Origin of the sequence: Azospirillum brasilense (genome assembly GCF_022023855.1) — a bacterium.
In the GTDB taxonomy this organism is placed as follows: domain Bacteria; phylum Pseudomonadota; class Alphaproteobacteria; order Azospirillales; family Azospirillaceae; genus Azospirillum; species Azospirillum brasilense_F.
In genome coordinates this window covers 1,706,947-1,725,930 of the sequence record NZ_CP059450.1, presented here as the reverse complement: position 1 = coordinate 1,725,930, position 18,984 = coordinate 1,706,947, and the positions used below count along the sequence as shown (strand labels likewise).

The following is an 18,984-nucleotide window of genomic DNA, read 5'->3' as shown; positions in this document are numbered from 1 at the left end:
GCTATATCCCCCTCGCCCTGCTCCACCCCGACACGGACCGCCCGAGGCCCACCCCATGCTGAGCTCGCTCCAGCCCCGCTCCCGGCCGCCGCTGCGCTGGTCGCACCTGACCAAGAAGGCGCGCTTCGCGCTGATCCTGGCGGCGGCGATGCTCGTCACCGTGCTGGTCTCCCTGGTCGTCCGCGCCGGCTTCCTCGGCGACAGCGCGCGCGAGCCGTTGACCGTCGCCGTCGTCGGGCCGCTCAGCGGGCCGGACGCGGCGCTGGGGCTGGCCCTGCGCAAGGGGGCGGCGCTGCGCGCCGACACCATCAACGCGGCGGGCGGCATCGCCGGCCGTCCCGTGGTGGTCAAGCCCTTCGACGACGAGGGCGACAAGGGCAAGTCGCTGGAGATCGCCCGGCGCGTCTCCAACGATCCCTCCGTCCTCGCGGTGATCGGCCACACGCCGGACGCCACCGACAGCGCGACGGCGATCTACGCCCAGCGGCAGATCCCGCTGATCGCCCCGCGCCCGCTGGTCCGCCCGGCGGACGCCGCGCCCAGCCCCTGGCTGTTCAGCATCACGCTGGACCGCACGCACGAGACGCGCTTCCTCGCCAACTACGTGCGCAACGTGGTGGGCGAGCCGACCGTCGCCATCGTCCGCGAGGACAGCGAGCAGGCCGCCTCCCAGGCAGGCCAGTTCGACGTGATCCTTCAGCGCTTCGGCACCAAGCTGGTCGGCCAGTGGACCTTCGCGCCGGGCCGCGGCGGTGCGGCCGCCCTGCCGGCGCTGGCCCAGGCGGTGAAGGAGAAGATGCCGACCGGCGCCGTCGTCGTCATCGGGTCGGCGGTGGACAGCGCGCGGGTGGTGGTGGCGCTGCGCGACGCCGGGGTGCGCAACCTGATCGCCGGCAGCTCGGAGATGGCCTCGTCGGCCTTCCGCACCGAGATCGTCGCCCAGACGCAGGCCAACCCGAAGGCGCTGACCCCGGAGGCCTACGGCCACGGCCTGCTGGTGTCGTCGCCCGTGCTGTTCGACACGGCGAACGAGCGGGCGCAGCGCTTCTACGGCCAGTATGTGAAGCGCTTCAACGCGGTGCCCGACTGGGCGGCGGCGCTGGGCGCCGACGGCGTGGACCTGATCGCCGGCGCCATCGCCAAAACGAACACCGCCACCGGCAAGCCGGACGGCGAGGATCTCCGCCGCGCCATCGCCGACCACGACCGCGCCGAGACCGCCTTCCAGGGCACGGTCGGCACCTGGACCTTCGACGCGCGGGGCCAAGCGACCCTGCCGGTGATGATGGCCTCCTACAACGGCCTGAACCCGGTGGCGGCGCTGACCCAGCTCCAGCCGATCCGCGAGGCCGGAGTCTCCAACTTCCTGGAGGAGGTCACGAAGGGCCGGGCGCTCTACGTCAACGACCGCTTCATGTACAAGACGGACGTCATCTACACCGGCGTCCAGCTTCACGAAATCCGCGACCTGAACCCGGACGCCAACGAGGCGACGCTGAACCTGACGATCTGGTTCCGCTACCGCGGCGCCTTCAACCCGGCGGACGTCGTCTTCACCAACGCGGTCAAGCCGGTCGAGCTGGGCAAGCCCTACCGCGAGGAGCGCGGCGAGGTCACCACCTACGTCGCCTACCGGATCGAGGGGCGCTTCGCCCTGAACGTCTTCGACCAGCGCCCGCCCTACGGCAGCCAGACGGTCGGCGTCAGCTTCCGCCACCGGACGCAGAACCGCAACACGGTGATGTTCGTCACCGACGTTCTCGGCATGTCGCTGGTCGACACCAACGACTTCGTGGAGAAGCTGAAGGCGATGGCCGCGGCGGAGACCGCGTCCGCCGCCGATCCCGGCCTCGCCGACCGCTTCCGTCGCGCGCTGGAGGGCGAGAGCGAAAGCTCCACCCTGCTCGACCAGCTCCGCGCCAAGCGGGTGCTGGCGCCGTCGCCCGGCTGGCGGCTGTCGCGCGCCTGGATCTCGCAGGACGTCGCCTCGGTCGGCAGCGAGGGCGATCCCAACTATGTCGGCTTCGGACGCCCGCAGCCGGACTTCTCGCGGGTCGATTTCGGCGTGGTCGCCACCCCGGACGCCCCGGCGGCCCGCGACTTCATCCACCGCGACTTCTTCGTCTACATCGCCATCTTCAGCGCCGTACTGGCGGTCTTCGCCGCGTTCATGGACCGCCGTGACCGCGGCCAGTTCTGGAAGATCCAGACACTGTTCATGCGCATCCTGTCCTGGCCGCTGCTGCTGATGTCCGCCGGCAACATCGTGCTGGACCAGGCGGTGGCGACCCTGCCGCCGAGCGGGATCGCCATGGTGGTGAACGGGGTCAACGTGCTGTGGTGGATCGTGCCGGCCATCCTGGTCGACCGCACGCTGGAGCGCTTCGTCTGGACCCCGCTGGAAATCCGCACCCAGCGCAAGATCCCCGGCATCGTCCGCCGCTTCTCCACCCTGATCGTCTTCGGCTTCGCCGGCTGCGGCATCATCGCCTTCGTGCTGAAGCAGCCGATCACCAGCCTGCTCGCCGCCTCCGGCCTCGTCGGCATGGTCATCGGCCTCGCCATCCAGGCCAACATCGCCAACGTCTTCTCCGGCATCGTCCTGAACATCGAACGGCCGTTCCAGATCGGCGACAGCATCCAGATCACCGATCTGGTGCGTGGTGTCGTGGTGGACATGACGTGGCGCACGGTGCGGATACGCAACGTCGCCGGCTTCATCGTCGCCATGCCCAACGCCAAGGTGTCGGAGGCGACCGTCATTAATTTCAGCGCGGTCGACCGGGTGTCGATGAAGCTGGAATACTACGCCGACGCCCGCCACGACCCCGGCCAGATGGGCGGCCTGCTGACCACCGCCCTGCAGAACGCCGACAAGGTGATGTCCAGCGCCACCGGCGGCCCCCCCTTCGTCCGCTACGACGGCATCCGCGGCGTCAACGGCCAGTGGCTGTGCAAATACAACATGTTCTTCTGGGTCGAAGACTACGACGCCAGCTTCGTCGTGCCGGAGCTGGTCTGGCGGTCCGTCTACCGCACGCTGGCCGAGGCCGGCATCGAGCCGACCCCGCCCGACCTGATGGAGGCCGCCGGCCCCGCCGCGGTCGCCACCAACGCCCAGCGCAAGGCGATTCCGGCATGAGCAGGAACACCCCGAAGATGCGAACCCTGATCGCCGCGACGGCGCTGCTGCCGGTCCTGCTCGCCGGGACGGGCTGCGCGCCGCTCGGCAGCGAGCGTCCCGGCGCGATCCTGGAGAAGGTGGCCGACGGCGACTACGACGTCGGCATCCGCTACCCCGCCAAGCGCGCCCGCTATGTGATGATCGTCGAGGAGGACGAGGACGGCTTCGTCGTGACCAACCGCCCGGCCGGCGCCCGCGAGGCGGACACCGTCCCGGCCCCGGTGGTGGCGCAGCCGCAGCGCAACGACAGCGTCCTCGCCCCTTGCGCCGAGGCGACCGGCAACTGGTACCGCCACACCCCGGCGGGCTATGTCTGCGTCGGCCAATCGGCACCCGGCGGCGGTGGCTGACATGATGCGCCTCGCGATCATCCTCTCCCTGACGCTCGCCGGCTGTGCCGCGGGCGCCCCGGCCCCCGACGCAGGACGCGCCGACGCCCCCGTGCTGCGCATCGTCGCCGAGCCCGACGCCAACGGGCGCCGCCCGGTCGCGGTCGACGTGGTGCGGGTGGCCGACCCGGCGCTGGCCGGACGGCTGGCCGGGCTCGACGCCGCGGGCTGGTTCCGCGACCGCGAGGCGCTGAGCGCCGAGGCCGGCAACCGCATCGCCATCGCCTCCTGGGAGATGGTGCCGGGCCAGAGCGTGCTCCTGCACAGCCTGCCCCCTTTCGCCACCACCCCGACCCAAACACTCGTCTACGCGCTGTACGGCGTGCCCGGCGCCCACCGGCAAACGCTGGACGGTGCCGGCGCCCTGGACGTACGGCTGGGACGGGAGACCTTCACCGTGGCTCCGCTGATCGAGGGAACGCCGTGACCGCCCAAATCGCTACGGCGCAATCCGCCCCTGCACGGAAGGCCGTAACCGCCGGCGCCAAGCCCGCCGGCACGCTGGCCCTGTTCCGCGCCTTCCAGGAGGATCTGCTCGCCGGCTGTGCCGACGCGCAGGCCCCAGCGGGGACGGTGGCCGACCGTCTGACCGCCACGCTCCATGGAATGAGCGGCGCCGCCGTCTCGCAAGGGCCGGGCGCGCACGGCACGGTGGTCAAGGCGGTCTTCGCCATGGCCATGCTGGCCGACCGCGCGCTGGCCCAGACGCGGCCCGCCGACGCCGTGGTCTCCAGCCGCCTGTTCGGCGCGAACGCCACGCTGCAAACCCTGTTCGTCCAGGCCGACGACCTGATCCGCCAGGGCGCCAAGGCCGACCGCGGGCTGGCCGCCGTCTATCTCGCCGCGCTGGCGCTGGGCTTTCCAGACGACGCCCAGGCGACCGCCCGCCGCCCTGCCCTGCACCGCATCGTCGTCGGCGAGCGCGCCGCGGCCAGCCACCCCAGCCCGCGCGCCTGCGAACCGCCCGACGGCGCCGTGCCCGGCTACCTCGCGCCGTCCGGACGCCCCTGGTGGTGGGCGGTCGGCGGGACCGCCGTGCTGTTCCTCGTGGTCTCGCACCTGCTGTGGGCCGGCACCATCGGCAGCATCCAACGCGATCTGAGCGGCGCCCGCGCCGCGGTCGAGGACATGGGGCTGTCATGGTCCTACTGATGCTCACGCTGGAGCTGGTGCTCTCCACCATCGGCTCCGCCATCGTCTACCTGCTGTCCTTCGCCGTCACGCTGGCGCCCTACGCGCTGCTGGCGCTGCCGCTCTACATCTTTTACCGCCTCGGCCGGATGGTCTTGCCGAAGCTGCGCGGCTGGCGGCGCAAGCCCGCCGCCAGGACCGCCGGCCGGAAGGCCCCCGCGCGCCGGACCGCCCCGCCGGCACCGCTGCGCGTCCGCGCCGAGGCGCCACCGCCGAAGAAGGCCGCCGCCGACACGCCGCCCAACGCCCGCATCTACGGCGAGGGGCTGGACATCCTGACGCGGCAGATGCGCGGCCCCCTGCGCCGCGGCGACATCCCGTGGTTCCTCGCCTTCGGCGTCGGCGGTCCCGCCCTGCTCGCCACCGACCCGACCCATGTCCGCTGGCCCGAGGACGGCAACGGCGAGAACGGCTGCTGGTGGTTCTGCGAAGGGGCCGCGATCCTGCACGCCGGCGCCGATTCCGCCGACGGCTCCCGGCTGGGCGCGTCCTGGCCGGCGCTGGTCGCCGCGATGCGCAAGCGGCCGATGCGCCGCCCGCTGGACGGCGTCCTGCTGATGGTCGGCGCCGACGAGCTGCGCGCCGCCGCCGAACGCCCCGGACCGCGCGACGCGTTGGCCAAGCGGGGCGCCGCCCTGCGAGAACGCCTGCGGACTCTGCGCGACGATGTCGGCGTGGTCGGCCCTGTGCATGTGGTCGTGGTCCGCGCTGAGGCCCTGGACGGCTTCACCGACCTCTGCGCCGCCATGCCGTCCGCCCTGCTGGACGGCGTGCTGGGATGGACCAACCCCCAGGACTGGGCCAAGCCCTTCGAGCCGCGCCGCATTGACGAGGCGTTCGAGGCCATCGCCGCCGACATCGCCGTTCTGGAGGCCGACGCCTTCGCCGCCGGCACCGCCGGGGTGCGGCTGCCGCTGCTGCCGGCATCCCTGGACACCCTGCGCCATCCGCTGGCGCTGTTCCTCGACGGCGCCCTGGGTGGCGACGACCAGACCGAGCCCTTCCCGCTGCGCGGCATCGCCCTGACCGGCGCCTACGCCCCGGCCACCGGCGGGCGCCGTCCGGTCTTCGCGCGCAACCTGCTGCCGGGCCGGGCCTTCGCCGAGGCCGGCTACGGGCGGCCGTCCGATGCCGCCTACCAGCAGGCCCACAAGCGCCGCCGGATGGCCCAGGCCGCGCTCGCCGCCTCGGTCGCCGGCTTGTCGGTCGCCGCGTGGCAGGGCGTGTCCAGCGTGTCCGCCGGCAGCCCGCCGGTCGCCGCCGCCACCGCCGACCTGCGCCGGGCGCTGCTGGCGCGCGACGCCGTCACCGACGGGGCTTTGGCCGGTCGGGTGATCGCCGCCACGGCGGTGATGGAGCGCAGTCCCCTTGCCACGCCGCTGCTGCCGACCTCGCTGTTCAGCACCTTCGACGAGGACAAGAAGCGGCTCGCCTCCGTCACGCTGCGCCGCTCGGTGCTGCGGCCGATCCGCGACGCCCTGCTGCCCAGCGCCACCATGGCGGACCTGCCGCCGGTCGCCAACCCGCAGAAGGTCGAAGACCTGCCCGCCTTCCGCCGGCTCGCCGAGCAGCTCGACCGCATCGGCGGGCGACGCGACGCGCTGGAGCGCTACGACCGCTTCCGCCGCAACAGCGGATTCGACGAGCTGAACGCGCTGGCCGAGAGCGTCTACGGCGCCGTTCCCCGGTCGCCCATGACGGCGACGGACGGCTACATCACGCGCATCGCCGCCGGCGCCGACCTGCCCAACCTCGACGCCCGGACCATCGCCGCGGCGGTGCGCGCGGAGTCGGTCCAGCTCGCCGCCCCGTTGGCCGAGGAGCTGTACGGCCGCAACCCGCTCCGCCAGCGCGCCGAGGCCCTGGCCGAACGGCTGCGCGGCCTGCCGGAGACGCCAACCCCCGAGGATGTCGAGGACGTCCGCCGCCTGACCGGCGCCATCGCCGAAGCCGTTTCCTGGCCCATCGCCGGTGCCCTGCAGGAGCCCGCCCGCGGCCTGCCCGACGCGATCCGGGTGGCACTCCAGAAGGCGGCCATCGCCGATCTGCCGGGCCGCGACACCACCGACCGCATCACCGAGGCCCTGTCCACCGCCGCGACCGGCGCCCGCGCCGCCGTCCTGGCGCTGGGCGCGCCGCAGACCGGCGCCTTGTTCGCGGTGGGTGACGGCGGAGCGTTGGTTCTCAACCCGACGGTGACCGCCCTGCCGGACGCCCTGGCCACCGCCCTGCCCGCAGCGGTTCCCGACGCTCCTCCCGCCGAAACCGTCAAGCCGGCCGAGGCCAAGCCCGCTACGCCCAAGCCCGCGGAACCAAAGCTCATTTCGCCCGAAGCGGAGCCGGCCAAGCCGGTCGCGGCGGCCCCTCCTCCGCCTCCACGGCCGGCCCCGTCGCCGGAACCCGCGGCGCCGCCGCCCGCCACAGCAGAGGCGTCGGCCGTCGTCGCGCATCTGCCGGTCCCGCCCAGAATGCCGGTGGAAACCTCAGTTCCGGACGGCGACGTCGCCCTGTCGAAGCTGTCCACCGCCTTTGCACAGACTCTCGCCGGACGCTTCCCCTTCGTCGGCTCCGAACAGGCGCGCGGCGCGTCCGACGCCGACCCGCAGGACGTCCGCCGCTTCTTCCGGCAGTTGGACGAGCACCGGGCGGCGGTGATGCGGACCGCGACCCCCGAGGTCGCCGCCTTCATGGAGCGGATGGAGGCCGCCCGCCCCCTGCTGGAGGCCATCGCGCGCCCGTCCCCCGTCAGCGTCCGCCTCACCTACGGCGCCAACCGCGCGCAGGAGGTCGGGGCGGAACACATCATCGACTGGTCGGTGCGTTCCGGCGCCAGCGCGGTGGGGGCAACGGCCAACGGCGGGACGCTCGCCTGGACGCCGGGCCAGCCGGTGCTGCTGAGCGCCCGCTGGGCCTCCGGGTCGCCCTTCCGTCCGAAGGGCGCGCCGGCGGGCGGAACCGCCGCGGCGACCGGCGACACCATCACCCTGGCCGAGCGCGGACCGTGGGCGCTGCTGCGCCTGCTGAAAGGCCACACTCCGTCATCGTCGCGGGACGGCCTGCTGATACGCGTCGCCCTGCCCACGCAGACCATCGAAGGGCAGCCGGTGCGCGACACTGTCCTGGTGCTGGGCGCGGCGGTCATCGCCGGGACGCGCAACGAGCTTACGGCGCGCGCCCTCGACCTGCCCGCGCGTTTCCCGCAGAGGTAGTGGAGATCGGTGCACAAAGAAAAGCTGATGATGAACTTTGTTACAATTCGCAGAAAGATGACTCAGCTTCCAACAAAAACACCGACGGTGGTCATAGGCATTTAATGCGTTGTTAATTACTGAAAATGTATCAAGTCGTTGGGACATATTGGATCGTTGGGCAGTCATTCTTTGCCCAACGACAGTCCCGAGAACCACTCTCTAATTTACCAGCGGCAATAGGGGCATTCTTTTACCAATCGCTTAGGCGGCGGTTGATTGGCGATGCTTTGTTTCTTTCGGAATGCCAAATTTGCGACGAATAACGTCCCAATACGTGTGTCCGAGCTTACCGTTTCCACCTGAAATCAACCTCACCTGTCCCTCGAAAGGTTTCGGATCATGGTAGACCGCAAGAAGCGCGCCCAGGAACTGATCAAGTATCACAGCTACGCCTCGGGTGCCTTCGGACTCATCCCCGTTCCCGGCGCGGACGTCGCCGCGGTCAGCGTGGCCCAGCTCAACCTGATCCATAAGCTCGCCAAGCTCTATGAGATCGAGTTCGCGCAGGAGCGCACCCGCGCGATCATCGGCGCGCTGATGGGCGGCGTCATGCCCGGCGCGCTGAGCTCCAGCGTGCTCGGCTCCGCCGTGAAGGCCGTTCCGTTCATCGGCACCGCCCTGGGCGTCGCCGTCATGCCGGCCCTGTCGCTGGCCGCCACCCAGGCGCTCGGCCGCGTGTTCGCGCAGCACTTCGAGACCGGCGGCACGCTGCTGGACTTCGACGTCGAGACGATGCGCGAGCATTTCCGCAAGGAGTTCGAGGCCGCCCGGAACGACGCCGCCAAGAACGAGGCCGGCGAGGCTCCCGCCGCCGCGCCGCAGATGGAAGAGCAGCCGGTCCAGAAGGCCGGCTAAGGGCACGACGCCGGGGCGCCGGGCAAAGAAGGAAGCATCGCCGTGTTCGAGCTGATCTACATCGGTCTCTGCCTGCTGGTCGGGTTTCTGGGGATCGGCCGCCGCGGCGGCTTCCTGCTTTACGCCTTCCTGGCGGTGGTTCTGACGCCGCCCGGCGCTCTTCTCGTGATGATCCTGCTGACCACCCGCGGCAAGAAGCGGGCGAAGGCATGACGGCGGCGACGGCGTCCATCCTCCGCCCGGTTCTGCGGATTCTTCTGCCGGTCCTGCTGGCGCTGCTCGCCACGGCCCTTCCGGCGCGCGCCGAATACTGGACCATCGCGTCGGAAGACCATTTCCCGCCCTACAACTACTCCTTCAACGGCACCCGCACGGGGATCGACACCGAGATCGTCGTCGCCCTGCTGAAGGAGATGAACATCACCCCGGTCCACCGGCCGCTGTCCTGGACCGAGGTCGTCCGGTCGATGGACGAGAACACCGCCGACGTCGGGTTCCAGTTCATCGCCTCGCCCGCCCGTTTCGCGCAGTACAACATGATCGGCCCGTTCCGCACCGGCACGACCGTCTTCATGGTGCGCAAGGACTCCCCCATCGCCTTCGAGCGGCTGGAGGACCTGACCCCCTACCGCATCGGCGTGGTCGACGGCTTCGCCTACGCGCCGGACTTCGACGCCGCGACCTATCTGGAAAAGGTTCCGTCGAGCAGCAATGTGGTCAATTTCCGCCGCCTGATCCTGGGCCGGGTGGACGTGATCGTCGGCGACCTGCATGTGCTGAACCACATGGCCAAGCAGGACGGGCGGCTGAAGGACGTGCGCGTCCTGCCCAAGCCGCTCGGCCTGATCCCCCGCTACATCGCCATGCCCAAGGCGCGCAAGGAGAAAGCCGAGCGGCTGCAGGCCGCCTTCGTCAAGCTGCGCGACAACGGCACGATCACCCGCATCCTCGACTCCTGGCTGGCGGAGTGAGGCGGACCGATGAGCAAAAGCAAGACAACCAAGCGTGTCGCCCCCAGCCGGCCCGTCTCGGCTCTGCTGCCCCTGATCGGGCTGGCCGACCGTGAGATCCTGACCCGGCTGGTGGTCACCGGCTGCGTCGCCGCCACCGCCAACCTCATCAGCCTGATGAGCCTCAGCGCGGAGCTGAACGGCTGGATGCGCGGCGAGGTGCTGGACACGCCCTTCCTGATCTTCTGCCTGTCGTTGCTGGTCTCCTACGCCTTCAGCAAGCGCTTCGTCGGGCTGGTGCTGACCACCGGCTTCAGCGCGCTGGCCGGGGTACGGCGGCGCTTCCTGCAGACCGTCACGCTGGGCAACCACGCCGACATCCTCGACATGCAGGCCCGTCGCTCCTTCGACCTCGGCAACCACCATCTGGAGCGCATCGCGGCGCTGCTGCCCAACCTGTCGATCGCCGCCAACATGATGCTGGTGGCGGTCGTGGCCTACCTCTACCTGTGGACGCTGACCACGGTGGGCGCCACGCTGCTTCTGGTGGCCGGCGCGATGATCGGCGGCTGGTACGTGCGCGAGGCGCAGCGGACCCGTGCCCTGCTGGGCCAAGCCAAGGAGTCCGAGGTGCGGATGCTCCAGGGCTTCTCCGAGATCGTCGGCGGCAACGCCGAGATCAAGCTGGGCAAGGCGCGGCGCGACGAGCTGGCCCAGGCGGTCGAGGCCGACGTTGCCCAATGGGAGGACCTGAAGCGGCGCCACGGGCGCAATCTGGGCGAGCTGTTCTCCTGGATCGCCACCATCGTCATCGGCTTCTCCGCGGTCTTCGTCTTCATCTTCCCACGCATGGGCGCGCTGTCGGCGGCGGAGCTTCCGCTGGTGACCTCGGTCATCCTGTTCCTCGCCCGGCCGCTGTCGAAGTTCCTCAACGCCGTGCCCGACTACATCGCAGCGGAGGATGCGGCGAACCAGCTCACCACCCTCCTTGCCGCCATGCCGGCGGCGGAATACGCGCCGTCGAAGCTGGCCCGCGCGCCGCGCCGCTTCTCCGCTATCGAGCTGCGTGGGGTGCGCTTCGCCTACCGCGCCGGGCTGCGGCCCGAGCCCTTCGTGATCGGTCCCATCGACATGACCATCCCGGCGGGCAGTGTCGTCGGCATCGTCGGCGCCAACGGGTCGGGCAAGTCCACCCTTCTGCGCGTCATCCCGCTGCTGTTCCGCCCGGACGAGGGGCAGGTGCTGCTCGACGGGCAGGCGGTGGAGGGCGACCGGCTGGAGTCCTACCGCGACCTGTTCTGCGCGGTGTTCCAGGATCACCACCTGTTCACCCGCCTGCCGCAGGGGCCGACCTTCGACGCGGAGCTGTTCCGCGAGATGCTGGCCTATCTGAAGATCGACCATCTGGTTCCGGAGACCGGCGACGGCCTGCTCAACCGCGACCTCTCCAAGGGCCAGCGGCGCCGCGTCGCCCTGGCCGTCGCGGTCGCGGAGGGGCGTCCGATCATCATCCTCGACGAATGGACGTCCGACCAGGACGCCGAGTTCCGCACCCGCTTCACCAACGAGATCATCGGCAAGCTGCGGGCGCTCGGCCGCACCGTGATCTTCGTGTCGCACGACGGCAACGCCTCGTCGGTCTGCGACGTCACCATTCACATGACAAACGGGCAGATGGACACGCCGGCCGACAGGGCCGCGTCCCGCCCCGCCACGGCTTTGCTCCAGGAGACCGCGTGACATGGCTGACCAGGCCTTCACCTACGACGACGCCGACGCGACGCCGCAGCCGAAGTCGCGCCTGCGCGCGCTGCTCGGCAACTGGTACGAGGAGCACCGCCGGTCGCTGCTGTGCACGCTGCTGGTCGGTATCCTGATCTTCCTCTACTTCGCGCCGTCGATCGTCGTCTTCATCCCCGCCGGTCACGGCGGCGTGCTGTGGAAGCGCTTCCACCAGGGCACCCAGATGGGTCCGGCCCTGGCCGAGGGCGTGCACGTCATCTTCCCGTGGGACAAGATCGAGGTCTACGACCTGCGCCTGCAGGAGGACACCCGCTCCTACTCGGCCATCGCCAACGACGGCCTGAATGTCAGCATCGAGATCACGGTGCGCTACCGCCCCTACGCGGAGATGCTGGCCGCCCTGCACAAGAACGTCGGGCCGAACTATCTGGAAGTGCTGCTGGTGCCGGAGGTCGGGTCGGTCTCGCGCGAGATCGTGTCGCGCTTCAAGGCCGACGAGCTTTACGCCCATCGCCGCCTGCGCGTTCAGACCGAGACCTTCGAGCAGGTCGCCGACCGCGTGATGTACGCCCAGATCATCGGGGCCGAGGACACGCCGAAGCCGGACGGGCGGACCAAGACCGGCTACCTGCTGATCCAGGACATCCTGATCCGCAACGTCTCGCTGCCCGAGGCGATCATGGTGTCGATCGAGCGCAAGATCCAGCAGGACCAGGCCGCCCAGGAATACCAGTTCCGCCTCCAGCGCGAGCTGTTCGAGAGCCAGCGCAAGCAGCTCGAAGGACAGGGCATCCGCGCCTTCCAGGAGACGGTCCAGGCCAACCTGACCGAGAACTACCTGCGCTGGCGCGGCATCGAGGCGACGCTGGAGCTGGCCCATTCGCCCAACGCCAAGATCGTCGTCATCGGCAACGCCGCCAGCGGCGGGTTGCCGCTGATCCTCGACGCGGCCTCGGGCCAGGGCACCACCCTCCCGATGCCGGGCGCCCCCGCCCCCGGCGCGCCGCACGCGGGTGCGCCGGGCACCGTGACCCTGCCGCAGACCAGCCTGCCGCCCAGCAGCCTGCCGGTCCCGCCCGTCTCGCAGCTCCCCTCGCTGAGCGGCGACGGCACCCCCGGACAGGTGCCGGTCGCCCAGATGCCCAGCCTGAACACCGCCGGGGCCGAACCCGCCACCCACCGCTCGCCGACCGCGCCGGTTCCCGGCGTCAAGCCCGAGCCGGCGGGGGCCGCCAGCGGACCGGCCAAGGACGGAAAGGCCGCCGCGGCCCCCATCCTGTCGAACATGTCGCCGTCCCGCCTGCTCGACCTCATCCAGTCCAAGTGAGCCGGCGATGGACCTCTGGCGCATCCTGAGACGCGACGCCCTGCGCAACATGCAGCCGCTGATGCTGCTGGCGGTGCTGGCGGCGGCCCTTAACCTCGCCCTGCTGACCTCGCTGAACAGCGCGCTGGTCATCATGGACGATCCGGAGGGGTTGCAGCGTCTGCTGTTCATCTTCCTGCTGTCGGCCTTCTCCTGGCGGTTCGCACAGGGCTGGATGATGAGCGCGGCGTCCAAGCGGATGCAGGCGGCGCTGGCGATCCTGCGCGTCGACCTGCTGCGCCGCGCGGTGGCCGCCGACCTGCCCGACGCCATGGCGGTCGGGTCCAGCCGCCTCGCCCAGGTGGCCGGGCCGGAGCTGCAACTGCTGGCCCAGGCGGTGCCGACGCTGGTCATCAGCTTCCAGTCGGTTGCGGCCATCGTGCTGTGCCTGCTCTACCTCGCCTCGCTGTCGAACGCCGCAGTGCTGATCGTGCTGGCCTTCCTGACGGTCGGCGGCATCCTGATCACCCGCTCCGTCCTGCGGCTGGAGCGGCTGTCGGAGACGATCCACGAGGCCGAGGGCGCGCTGTCGGAGCGGTCGGACCACATCCTGCAGACGCTGCGCGAGTGCAAGCTGAACCGACGCCGCGCCGCCAACGCGCTGTCCGACGCCACCGCCTGCGCCGAGGCGCTGCGGACGGAGCGCCATCGCTTCGGTGCCGAGTACAGCCACTATTTCACGCTGAGCGAGCTGACCTACTACGCGGCGCTGGCCGGGATCATCTTCCTGCTGCCGGCGGTCACCAGCACCGACATCGCGACCGTCGTGCTGGCCGGCCACGCCGCCGCCTTCATCGCCTACCCGGTCATCACCATCGTCGCCTCCTACCCCTCCTACATCAGCGCCGAGACCGCCGCCCGTTCCTATCTGGCGGTGGAGGCCGAGCTGAAGGCGCCGCCGCGCCCCGCGCAGCGTCGGGCCAAGGACGCGCCGCCGACCGGCTTCGCCGACTTCGCCACCATCGCGCTCGACGGTGCCGCCTACCGCCACCCCGGACGCGACGGCACCGGCTCCTTCACCGTCGGTCCCATCGACCTGACGGTGGAGCGCGGCGATGTCGTCTTCGTCACCGGCCACAACGGTGCCGGCAAGAGCACGCTGATCCACATGCTGCTCGGCCTCTACCCGGCGCAACGTGGCAGCCTGACGGTGGACGGCGCCGTGGTGACGGCGGAAACGCTGGGCTCCTACCGCGACCTGTTCTCCGTCGTCTTCTCCGACAACCACGTCACCCGCCAGCTCTACGGCGCGGTGTCGCTGGAGGACGGCTTCGCCAACGAGCTGCTCGACCTGCTGGAGATGTCCGACAAGGTGGCGGTCGAGGACCGCGCCTTCACGACGGTGGACCTGTCGCAGGGGCAGAAGAAGCGCCTCGCGCTGGCCGCCGCCCTGCTGGAGCGCAAGCCCGTGCTGGTGCTCGACGAATGGGCGGCCGACCAGTCCCCCTACTTCCGGCGGAAATTCTACCGCGAGATCATTCCCTGGATGAAGGCGCGCGGCATCACCGTGATCGCCGTGACCCACGACGACGCGTATTTCGACGCCGCCGACGTGCAGATCCAGGTCGAGCAGGGCGGTATCCGCCGGCTCGACACCCCCGCCCTTCCGGCCCCCGACCTGCTGCCCGCCTGATCCAGACCAGCGGATCGGTGCCGGCGGATCGGAGCCACCAACCGAACCCTCCCCTCCCCCAGACGCGAGACTGAGGCACACCATGATCCTTCTCACCGGCGGCACCGGCTTTCTCGGTGGTTCCTTCTACCTCGACGCCGTCAAGAACGGGACCGCGGCGGACTGCCTGCTGCTGATCCGCGGCGCCGACGAGGCCGCCTGCCGCGCCCGTCTCGCCACCAACCTGATGCGTTGCGTCGACCGCGCCACGGCCCAGGCCTACGCCGATCTCTGCCAGATCATTCCGGGTGACCTGCAGTCGCTGGCGACCAGCGCCGACCCGCGGCTGGACGCGGTGACCCACATCGTCCACGTCGCCGCCGACACCTCCTTCGACAGCCGCCATTCCGTCTGGCAGATCAACGTCGACGGCACGCTGGCGCTGGCCGCCCGCGCCCGCCGCATGAAGCATCTGCAGCGCTTCCTGCACATCGGCACCGCCTTCTGCTGCGGCGAGACGCCGTGGCTGGAGATGGTCGAGGAGGCCCCGGCCCCCGGCCACGACACGCCGCACATCGTCGAGTACACCCGCAGCAAGGCGGCGGCGGAGCGCGCCCTGGCCGCCGGCTTCCCCGACCTGCCGATCGTCGTCTGCCGTCCGTCCATCGTCGTCGGCCACACCGCGATGGGCGTGCGCCCGAGCGCCAGCATCTTCTGGTTCTTCCGGCTGGTCGACCGCACCGGCGTCCTGCCCTGCTCGCCGGACGGCTTCATCGACATCGTTCCGGTGGACTGGGCCTCGGCCCGGCTGCACGACCTGCTGCGCAAGCCCGAGCTGAAGCACAACCTCTACCACATCTCCGCCGGCCTCGGCAGCCGCACCATGTGGAGCGACTTCCAGGCCGCCTTCGCCGCGCACGGCCATGAGGGCACCCGCCCCTACAGCTTCTTCGACCCGAAGGGTCCGGAAGGCTGGAAGCCCTTCGACCGCGCCTTCCGCCTGGCCTTCCCGCAGCGCGACATCCTGCACCGGACGATGATGGCCGGCGGGCGCAAGTACCACCGCTTCACCGCGCAGGACATCGCCTTCGACAACAGCCGCCTGCTGGCCGAGGGCTTCACCCCGCCGCCGCGCTTCGCCGACTACATCGGCGTCTGCCTGACGAATCCCGGCACGACCATCGCCGAGCAGTTCGTGGACGACGCCGCCAGCTTCGAGTTCGACGAGTCGCTGGCCCCGGCCGGGTCGCCGGCCACCGCCGCCGCCTGATCCCCATCGCCGGAGAAGGACGCCATGCCGCTCCTCATCGCCACCCGCCTCGCCTCCAGCCCGATCCATGGGCTGGGACTCTTCGCCGAGGAGGCGGTCGCCGCCGGCACGCCGGTGTGGGCGTTCGACGCCCGCATCGACCGCCTGCTGGAGCCCGACGACGCCGTGCTGGCGGAGTTTCCGCAGGTCGCCCGGCTGGTCGACTTCCACGGCTGCGTGATCGAAGGGATCGGCGTCCTTCTGCCGGGGGACGACGCCCGGTTCCTCAACCACGCCGACGGCCCGTCCATCGGGCGGGCCGATCCCGGCGACTGGCGGCGCTTCGTCGCCCGCCGCGACATCGCCGCCGGGGAGGAGATCACCTGCAACTATGAGGACATCTGCGCCGACGTGCGCGAGGCCGGGGCGGCACTCTATTTGACCGGGGCCAGGGCCGGAGCGGGGGAATGACCACGCCCGCGGCGCGCCCTCCCCTGCGGACAAGCTTCGTCGAGCCGGCGGCCCTGACGCCGGAGCGCCGGGCGGCGATGTTCGCCCTGCTCAGCGTCTGGTTCGAAGGTTACGGCGAGGACTACTTCAACGAGGAGCTGGAAGACCTCGACCACTGCGTGTTGCAGGAGGACGCCGGGACCGGGGAACTGGTCGGCTTCGCCACCGTCTACCGCCAGATGATGGAGATCGGCGGTACCGCCGTCGGCGCCTTCCACACCGCTCACTGCATCCTGGAGCGCCGCTTCTGGGGGTCGAACGAGCTGGTGCGCTCGATGGTCGCCGAGATGGTCGCCCGCGCCCGCGCCGACCGGTCGGGACGGCTTTGGTACTGGAGCTACAGCGCGGTCGGCTACCGCTCCTACCGCTACATGCCGATGCTGTTCGTCCGCCACACGCCGCATCCGGACCAGCCCCCCGATGACCTTGACCGGGCGTTCCGCGACCACATCGGGCGGGAGTGCTTCGCCCACTACTACGACGCCGACACCGGCACCGTGGACTGGCAGTGGCAGGGCTACGGCCTGACCGAGGAGGCCCGCGCCATCAGCGAGGCCAAGCTGGACAGCCCGGCCGTCGCCCAGTTCCGCCGCATCAACCCGCGCTGGGCCGACAGCGTGGAGATCCTCTGCCTCGCTCGGCTGCAGGACAACAATCTCACCGCCTTCGGCCGCCGCTGGTTCTGTACTAACCCTCTCCCCTCCGCTCACGCGCAAACTCCGTTTGCGCTGACGCGACAGGCGGACCTTCGGTCCGCCGAAAGCGGGGAGAGGGTGGCCCGAAGGGCCGGTGAGGGGGTTGCGCTTTTGCCGAACGGTCTGACACGCGCAACCCCCTCACCCTAACCCTCTCCCCGGAGGGGAGAGGGAATACCAAGACATCGCCCCCGCAAGCCTCGACCCTGGAATGACGACGCCCATGAACGCCTTCTCCCTTCGCGCCGCCGCTCTCGCCGGCACCGCCTTCGCCGCCCTGACGTCGGCTCCGGCCCTGGCCGAGCCGAGCTTCGACCTGATCCTCGGCGGCGACGCCTATTTCCAGGGCGCCTACATCCGCCAGCAGCAGGACGAGGGCCTGCGCTCGCGCGAGTTCGCCAACCGCTACCGTCTGGTCGTCACCCCGACGGCCACCGCCGACAACGGCCTGACCTACGGCGCGCGGCTGCGCATCGTGGCGGGCAACGGCGATCCCACAGTCTCGACCCGCAACATCGAGAACGACCGCGCCTTCCTCTTCGCCAACGGCGCCTTCGGCACGATCCAGGCCGGCGTCATCAACGGCCTGTCGGACGAATACGGGATGATCGGCCCGAACGTCGAGGGCGTGGCCGGCAGCCCGGACAGCAACGGCATCCTGTTCCTGAACGGCTCCTCGACCTTTGGCGCCCTGCCGCTGGCCGCCACCAGCCTGCGCACGCTGATCGCCTATGACACTGGGACCAAGTTCGTCTACATCACGCCGAGCTTCGGCGGCCTGTCGGCGGCGGTGTCCTACATGCCGCGCAGCGGCGACTCCAACACGTCGGTCAACCGCCGCACGACCGACGCGCTGGGCGATCTGCTGTCCTTCCGTGACGTGGTCGAAGCCGGCGCCGCCTTTCAGACCGCGGTCGGCGACTTCAGCATCGAGGGCAGCGCCTTCTACGCGACCGGCAAGGCGGTGCGCCAGACCGACGGCGTCGTCAGCCAGTCCTTCGAGGACCTGAACTCCGTCCATGTCGGGGCCAACGTCGGCTATGGGCCGGTGAAGGTCGGCGCCAGCTACGCCTACAGCGGCGACAGCGGCTACGCCGAGGGCCTCGCCCAGACGCGGGCGCAGCAGAACTGGATCTTCGGCGCGCAGTACAGCGCCGGGCCGCTGCTGTTCGCCGCCAACTACCTGCGGGCGCTGGGCAACGACAGCGCGACCATGTCCACGCCGAGCAAGGCGGACATCTGGCAGGGCGGCGTCACCTGGACCGTCGCCCCCGGCTTCACCGCCGGGCTGGAGTACGACTACGTTCAATCCGCCTTGCAGGCGGCCCGCCCCGACGGCGGCGACCTGAAGGACCGCGCGCACATCGTGATGCTCGACACCCGTCTGGCCTTCTGAGCACACGGCGGCCCCGGTTCGCGTTCCGGACCGGGGCCGCAGCGTTTTCGCGCACTCGACCCGCGCTTAAACCGTTTGTTGGCACCACGGACCGCGGTCTACCCTGGCCACCCGAACCAACGTCAAAAGGGTGCGCCGGTGTTCGCGTTCCATCTCGCCTTTCCCATCCGGGACATCGAGGAAACCCGCCGCTTCTACGTCGATGTCCTGGGCTGCCGCGAAGGGCGCTCCACCGAGCGGTGGATCGATTTCGACTTCTTCGGCAACCAGATCTCCGCCCACCGCTCGTCCGAGCCGCGCTCGACCGAGACCAGCATGGTCGACGGCAAGGCGGTGCCTCTGCATCATTTCGGGGCGGTGCTGCCGCGCCCGGTGTGGGACACGCTGAGGGAACGGCTGGAGGCCGCCGGGGCGACCTTCCTTCTGGAGCCGCAGATCCGCTACCCCGGCAAGCCGTCGGAGCAGGGGACCTTCTTCGTCCTCGATCCCTCCGGAAACGGGCTGGAGTTCAAGAGCTTCACCAACGACTCCGGCATGTTCGCCCAGGTCGAGGCGACCTGATTGCCAAAGGTCCAGGTGACCTGACGTACTGA

Annotated in this window: 16 protein-coding genes; all 16 read left to right on the top strand. The window is 70.5% G+C overall.

The window, feature by feature from the left end:
* The first annotated feature begins 55 nt into the window (after window positions 1-55).
* The 16 genes from H1Q64_RS21280 to H1Q64_RS21205 all read left to right on the top strand — a co-directional run bounded on the left by H1Q64_RS21280 (window position 56) and on the right by H1Q64_RS21205 (window position 18,952).
* Window positions 56-3,142 (top strand): ABC transporter substrate-binding protein, encoded by a 3,087-nt coding sequence (locus tag H1Q64_RS21280; RefSeq protein WP_237905497.1) that lies wholly within the window; start codon window positions 56-58, stop codon window positions 3,140-3,142.
* On the top strand, window positions 3,139-3,534 hold the full coding sequence (locus H1Q64_RS21275; protein ID WP_237905496.1) for a hypothetical protein: 396 nt from the start codon (window positions 3,139-3,141) through the stop codon (window positions 3,532-3,534). The genes H1Q64_RS21280 and H1Q64_RS21275 overlap by 4 nt, the downstream gene beginning before the upstream one ends.
* Window position 3,535: 1 nt before the next feature.
* Window positions 3,536-4,000, top strand: coding sequence for a hypothetical protein (locus H1Q64_RS21270; RefSeq protein ID WP_237905495.1), 465 nt, complete (start codon window positions 3,536-3,538; stop codon window positions 3,998-4,000).
* Complete coding sequence (locus H1Q64_RS21265) at window positions 3,997-4,725, top strand: hypothetical protein (RefSeq protein ID WP_237905494.1); 729 nt, start codon at window positions 3,997-3,999, stop codon at window positions 4,723-4,725. The genes H1Q64_RS21270 and H1Q64_RS21265 overlap by 4 nt, the downstream gene beginning before the upstream one ends.
* Window positions 4,713-7,973 carry a type VI secretion system protein gene (locus tag H1Q64_RS21260; RefSeq protein WP_237905493.1) on the top strand — a complete coding sequence of 1,087 codons (3,261 nt, stop codon included), beginning with the start codon at window positions 4,713-4,715 and terminating at the stop codon, window positions 7,971-7,973. Before H1Q64_RS21265 ends, H1Q64_RS21260 begins: the two co-directional genes overlap by 13 nt.
* A gap of 381 nt (window positions 7,974-8,354) precedes the next feature.
* A complete protein-coding gene (locus H1Q64_RS21255; protein ID WP_014197918.1) occupies window positions 8,355-8,870 on the top strand; it encodes a YcjF family protein in 516 nt (171 codons plus the stop codon).
* A gap of 42 nt (window positions 8,871-8,912) precedes the next feature.
* Complete coding sequence (locus tag H1Q64_RS21250; RefSeq protein ID WP_014197919.1) at window positions 8,913-9,083, top strand: hypothetical protein; 171 nt, start codon at window positions 8,913-8,915, stop codon at window positions 9,081-9,083.
* On the top strand, window positions 9,080-9,841 hold the full coding sequence (locus H1Q64_RS21245) for a substrate-binding periplasmic protein (protein WP_237905492.1): 762 nt from the start codon (window positions 9,080-9,082) through the stop codon (window positions 9,839-9,841). The genes H1Q64_RS21250 and H1Q64_RS21245 overlap by 4 nt, the downstream gene beginning before the upstream one ends.
* A gap of 9 nt (window positions 9,842-9,850) precedes the next feature.
* On the top strand, window positions 9,851-11,560 hold the full coding sequence (locus H1Q64_RS21240; protein ID WP_237905491.1) for an ATP-binding cassette domain-containing protein: 1,710 nt from the start codon (window positions 9,851-9,853) through the stop codon (window positions 11,558-11,560).
* A gap of 1 nt (window position 11,561) precedes the next feature.
* Window positions 11,562-12,890: an SPFH domain-containing protein gene (locus H1Q64_RS21235; RefSeq protein ID WP_237905490.1), complete on the top strand. Its 1,329-nt coding sequence runs from the start codon at window positions 11,562-11,564 to the stop codon at window positions 12,888-12,890.
* 7 nt (window positions 12,891-12,897) lie between these two features.
* Window positions 12,898-14,562, top strand: a complete 1,665-nt coding sequence (locus tag H1Q64_RS21230; protein WP_237905489.1) for an ATP-binding cassette domain-containing protein — start codon at window positions 12,898-12,900, stop codon at window positions 14,560-14,562.
* Window positions 14,563-14,644: 82 nt separating this feature from the next.
* Complete coding sequence (locus tag H1Q64_RS21225) at window positions 14,645-15,811, top strand: SDR family oxidoreductase (RefSeq protein WP_237905488.1); 1,167 nt, start codon at window positions 14,645-14,647, stop codon at window positions 15,809-15,811.
* Between the two features lie 24 nt (window positions 15,812-15,835).
* The gene (locus H1Q64_RS21220; RefSeq protein ID WP_237905487.1) at window positions 15,836-16,261 is read left to right on the top strand and encodes an SET domain-containing protein; all 426 of its coding nucleotides are present in this window, start codon (window positions 15,836-15,838) and stop codon (window positions 16,259-16,261) included.
* Window positions 16,258-17,145, top strand: a complete 888-nt coding sequence (locus H1Q64_RS21215; RefSeq protein WP_237905486.1) for a hypothetical protein — start codon at window positions 16,258-16,260, stop codon at window positions 17,143-17,145. The genes H1Q64_RS21220 and H1Q64_RS21215 overlap by 4 nt, the downstream gene beginning before the upstream one ends.
* Before the next feature lie 61 nt (window positions 17,146-17,206).
* Window positions 17,207-18,391, top strand: a complete 1,185-nt coding sequence (locus H1Q64_RS21210; RefSeq protein ID WP_237905485.1) for a porin — start codon at window positions 17,207-17,209, stop codon at window positions 18,389-18,391.
* 138 nt (window positions 18,392-18,529) lie between these two features.
* The gene (locus H1Q64_RS21205) at window positions 18,530-18,952 is read left to right on the top strand and encodes a VOC family protein (RefSeq protein ID WP_237905484.1); all 423 of its coding nucleotides are present in this window, start codon (window positions 18,530-18,532) and stop codon (window positions 18,950-18,952) included.
* Window positions 18,953-18,984 lie beyond the last annotated feature (32 nt).

Coding starts and splice junctions, on each gene's coding strand:
- H1Q64_RS21280 (WP_237905497.1), top strand. CDS start 56: ATGCTGAGCTCGCTCCAGCCCCGCTCCCGGCCGCCGCTGCGCTGGTCG.
- H1Q64_RS21275 (WP_237905496.1), top strand. CDS start 3,139: ATGAGCAGGAACACCCCGAAGATGCGAACCCTGATCGCCGCGACGGCG.
- H1Q64_RS21270 (WP_237905495.1), top strand. CDS start 3,536: ATGATGCGCCTCGCGATCATCCTCTCCCTGACGCTCGCCGGCTGTGCC.
- H1Q64_RS21260 (WP_237905493.1), top strand. CDS start 4,713: ATGGTCCTACTGATGCTCACGCTGGAGCTGGTGCTCTCCACCATCGGC.
- H1Q64_RS21255 (WP_014197918.1), top strand. CDS start 8,355: ATGGTAGACCGCAAGAAGCGCGCCCAGGAACTGATCAAGTATCACAGC.
- H1Q64_RS21245 (WP_237905492.1), top strand. CDS start 9,080: ATGACGGCGGCGACGGCGTCCATCCTCCGCCCGGTTCTGCGGATTCTT.
- H1Q64_RS21240 (WP_237905491.1), top strand. CDS start 9,851: ATGAGCAAAAGCAAGACAACCAAGCGTGTCGCCCCCAGCCGGCCCGTC.
- H1Q64_RS21235 (WP_237905490.1), top strand. CDS start 11,562: ATGGCTGACCAGGCCTTCACCTACGACGACGCCGACGCGACGCCGCAG.
- H1Q64_RS21230 (WP_237905489.1), top strand. CDS start 12,898: ATGGACCTCTGGCGCATCCTGAGACGCGACGCCCTGCGCAACATGCAG.
- H1Q64_RS21225 (WP_237905488.1), top strand. CDS start 14,645: ATGATCCTTCTCACCGGCGGCACCGGCTTTCTCGGTGGTTCCTTCTAC.
- H1Q64_RS21220 (WP_237905487.1), top strand. CDS start 15,836: ATGCCGCTCCTCATCGCCACCCGCCTCGCCTCCAGCCCGATCCATGGG.
- H1Q64_RS21215 (WP_237905486.1), top strand. CDS start 16,258: ATGACCACGCCCGCGGCGCGCCCTCCCCTGCGGACAAGCTTCGTCGAG.
- H1Q64_RS21210 (WP_237905485.1), top strand. CDS start 17,207: ATGACGACGCCCATGAACGCCTTCTCCCTTCGCGCCGCCGCTCTCGCC.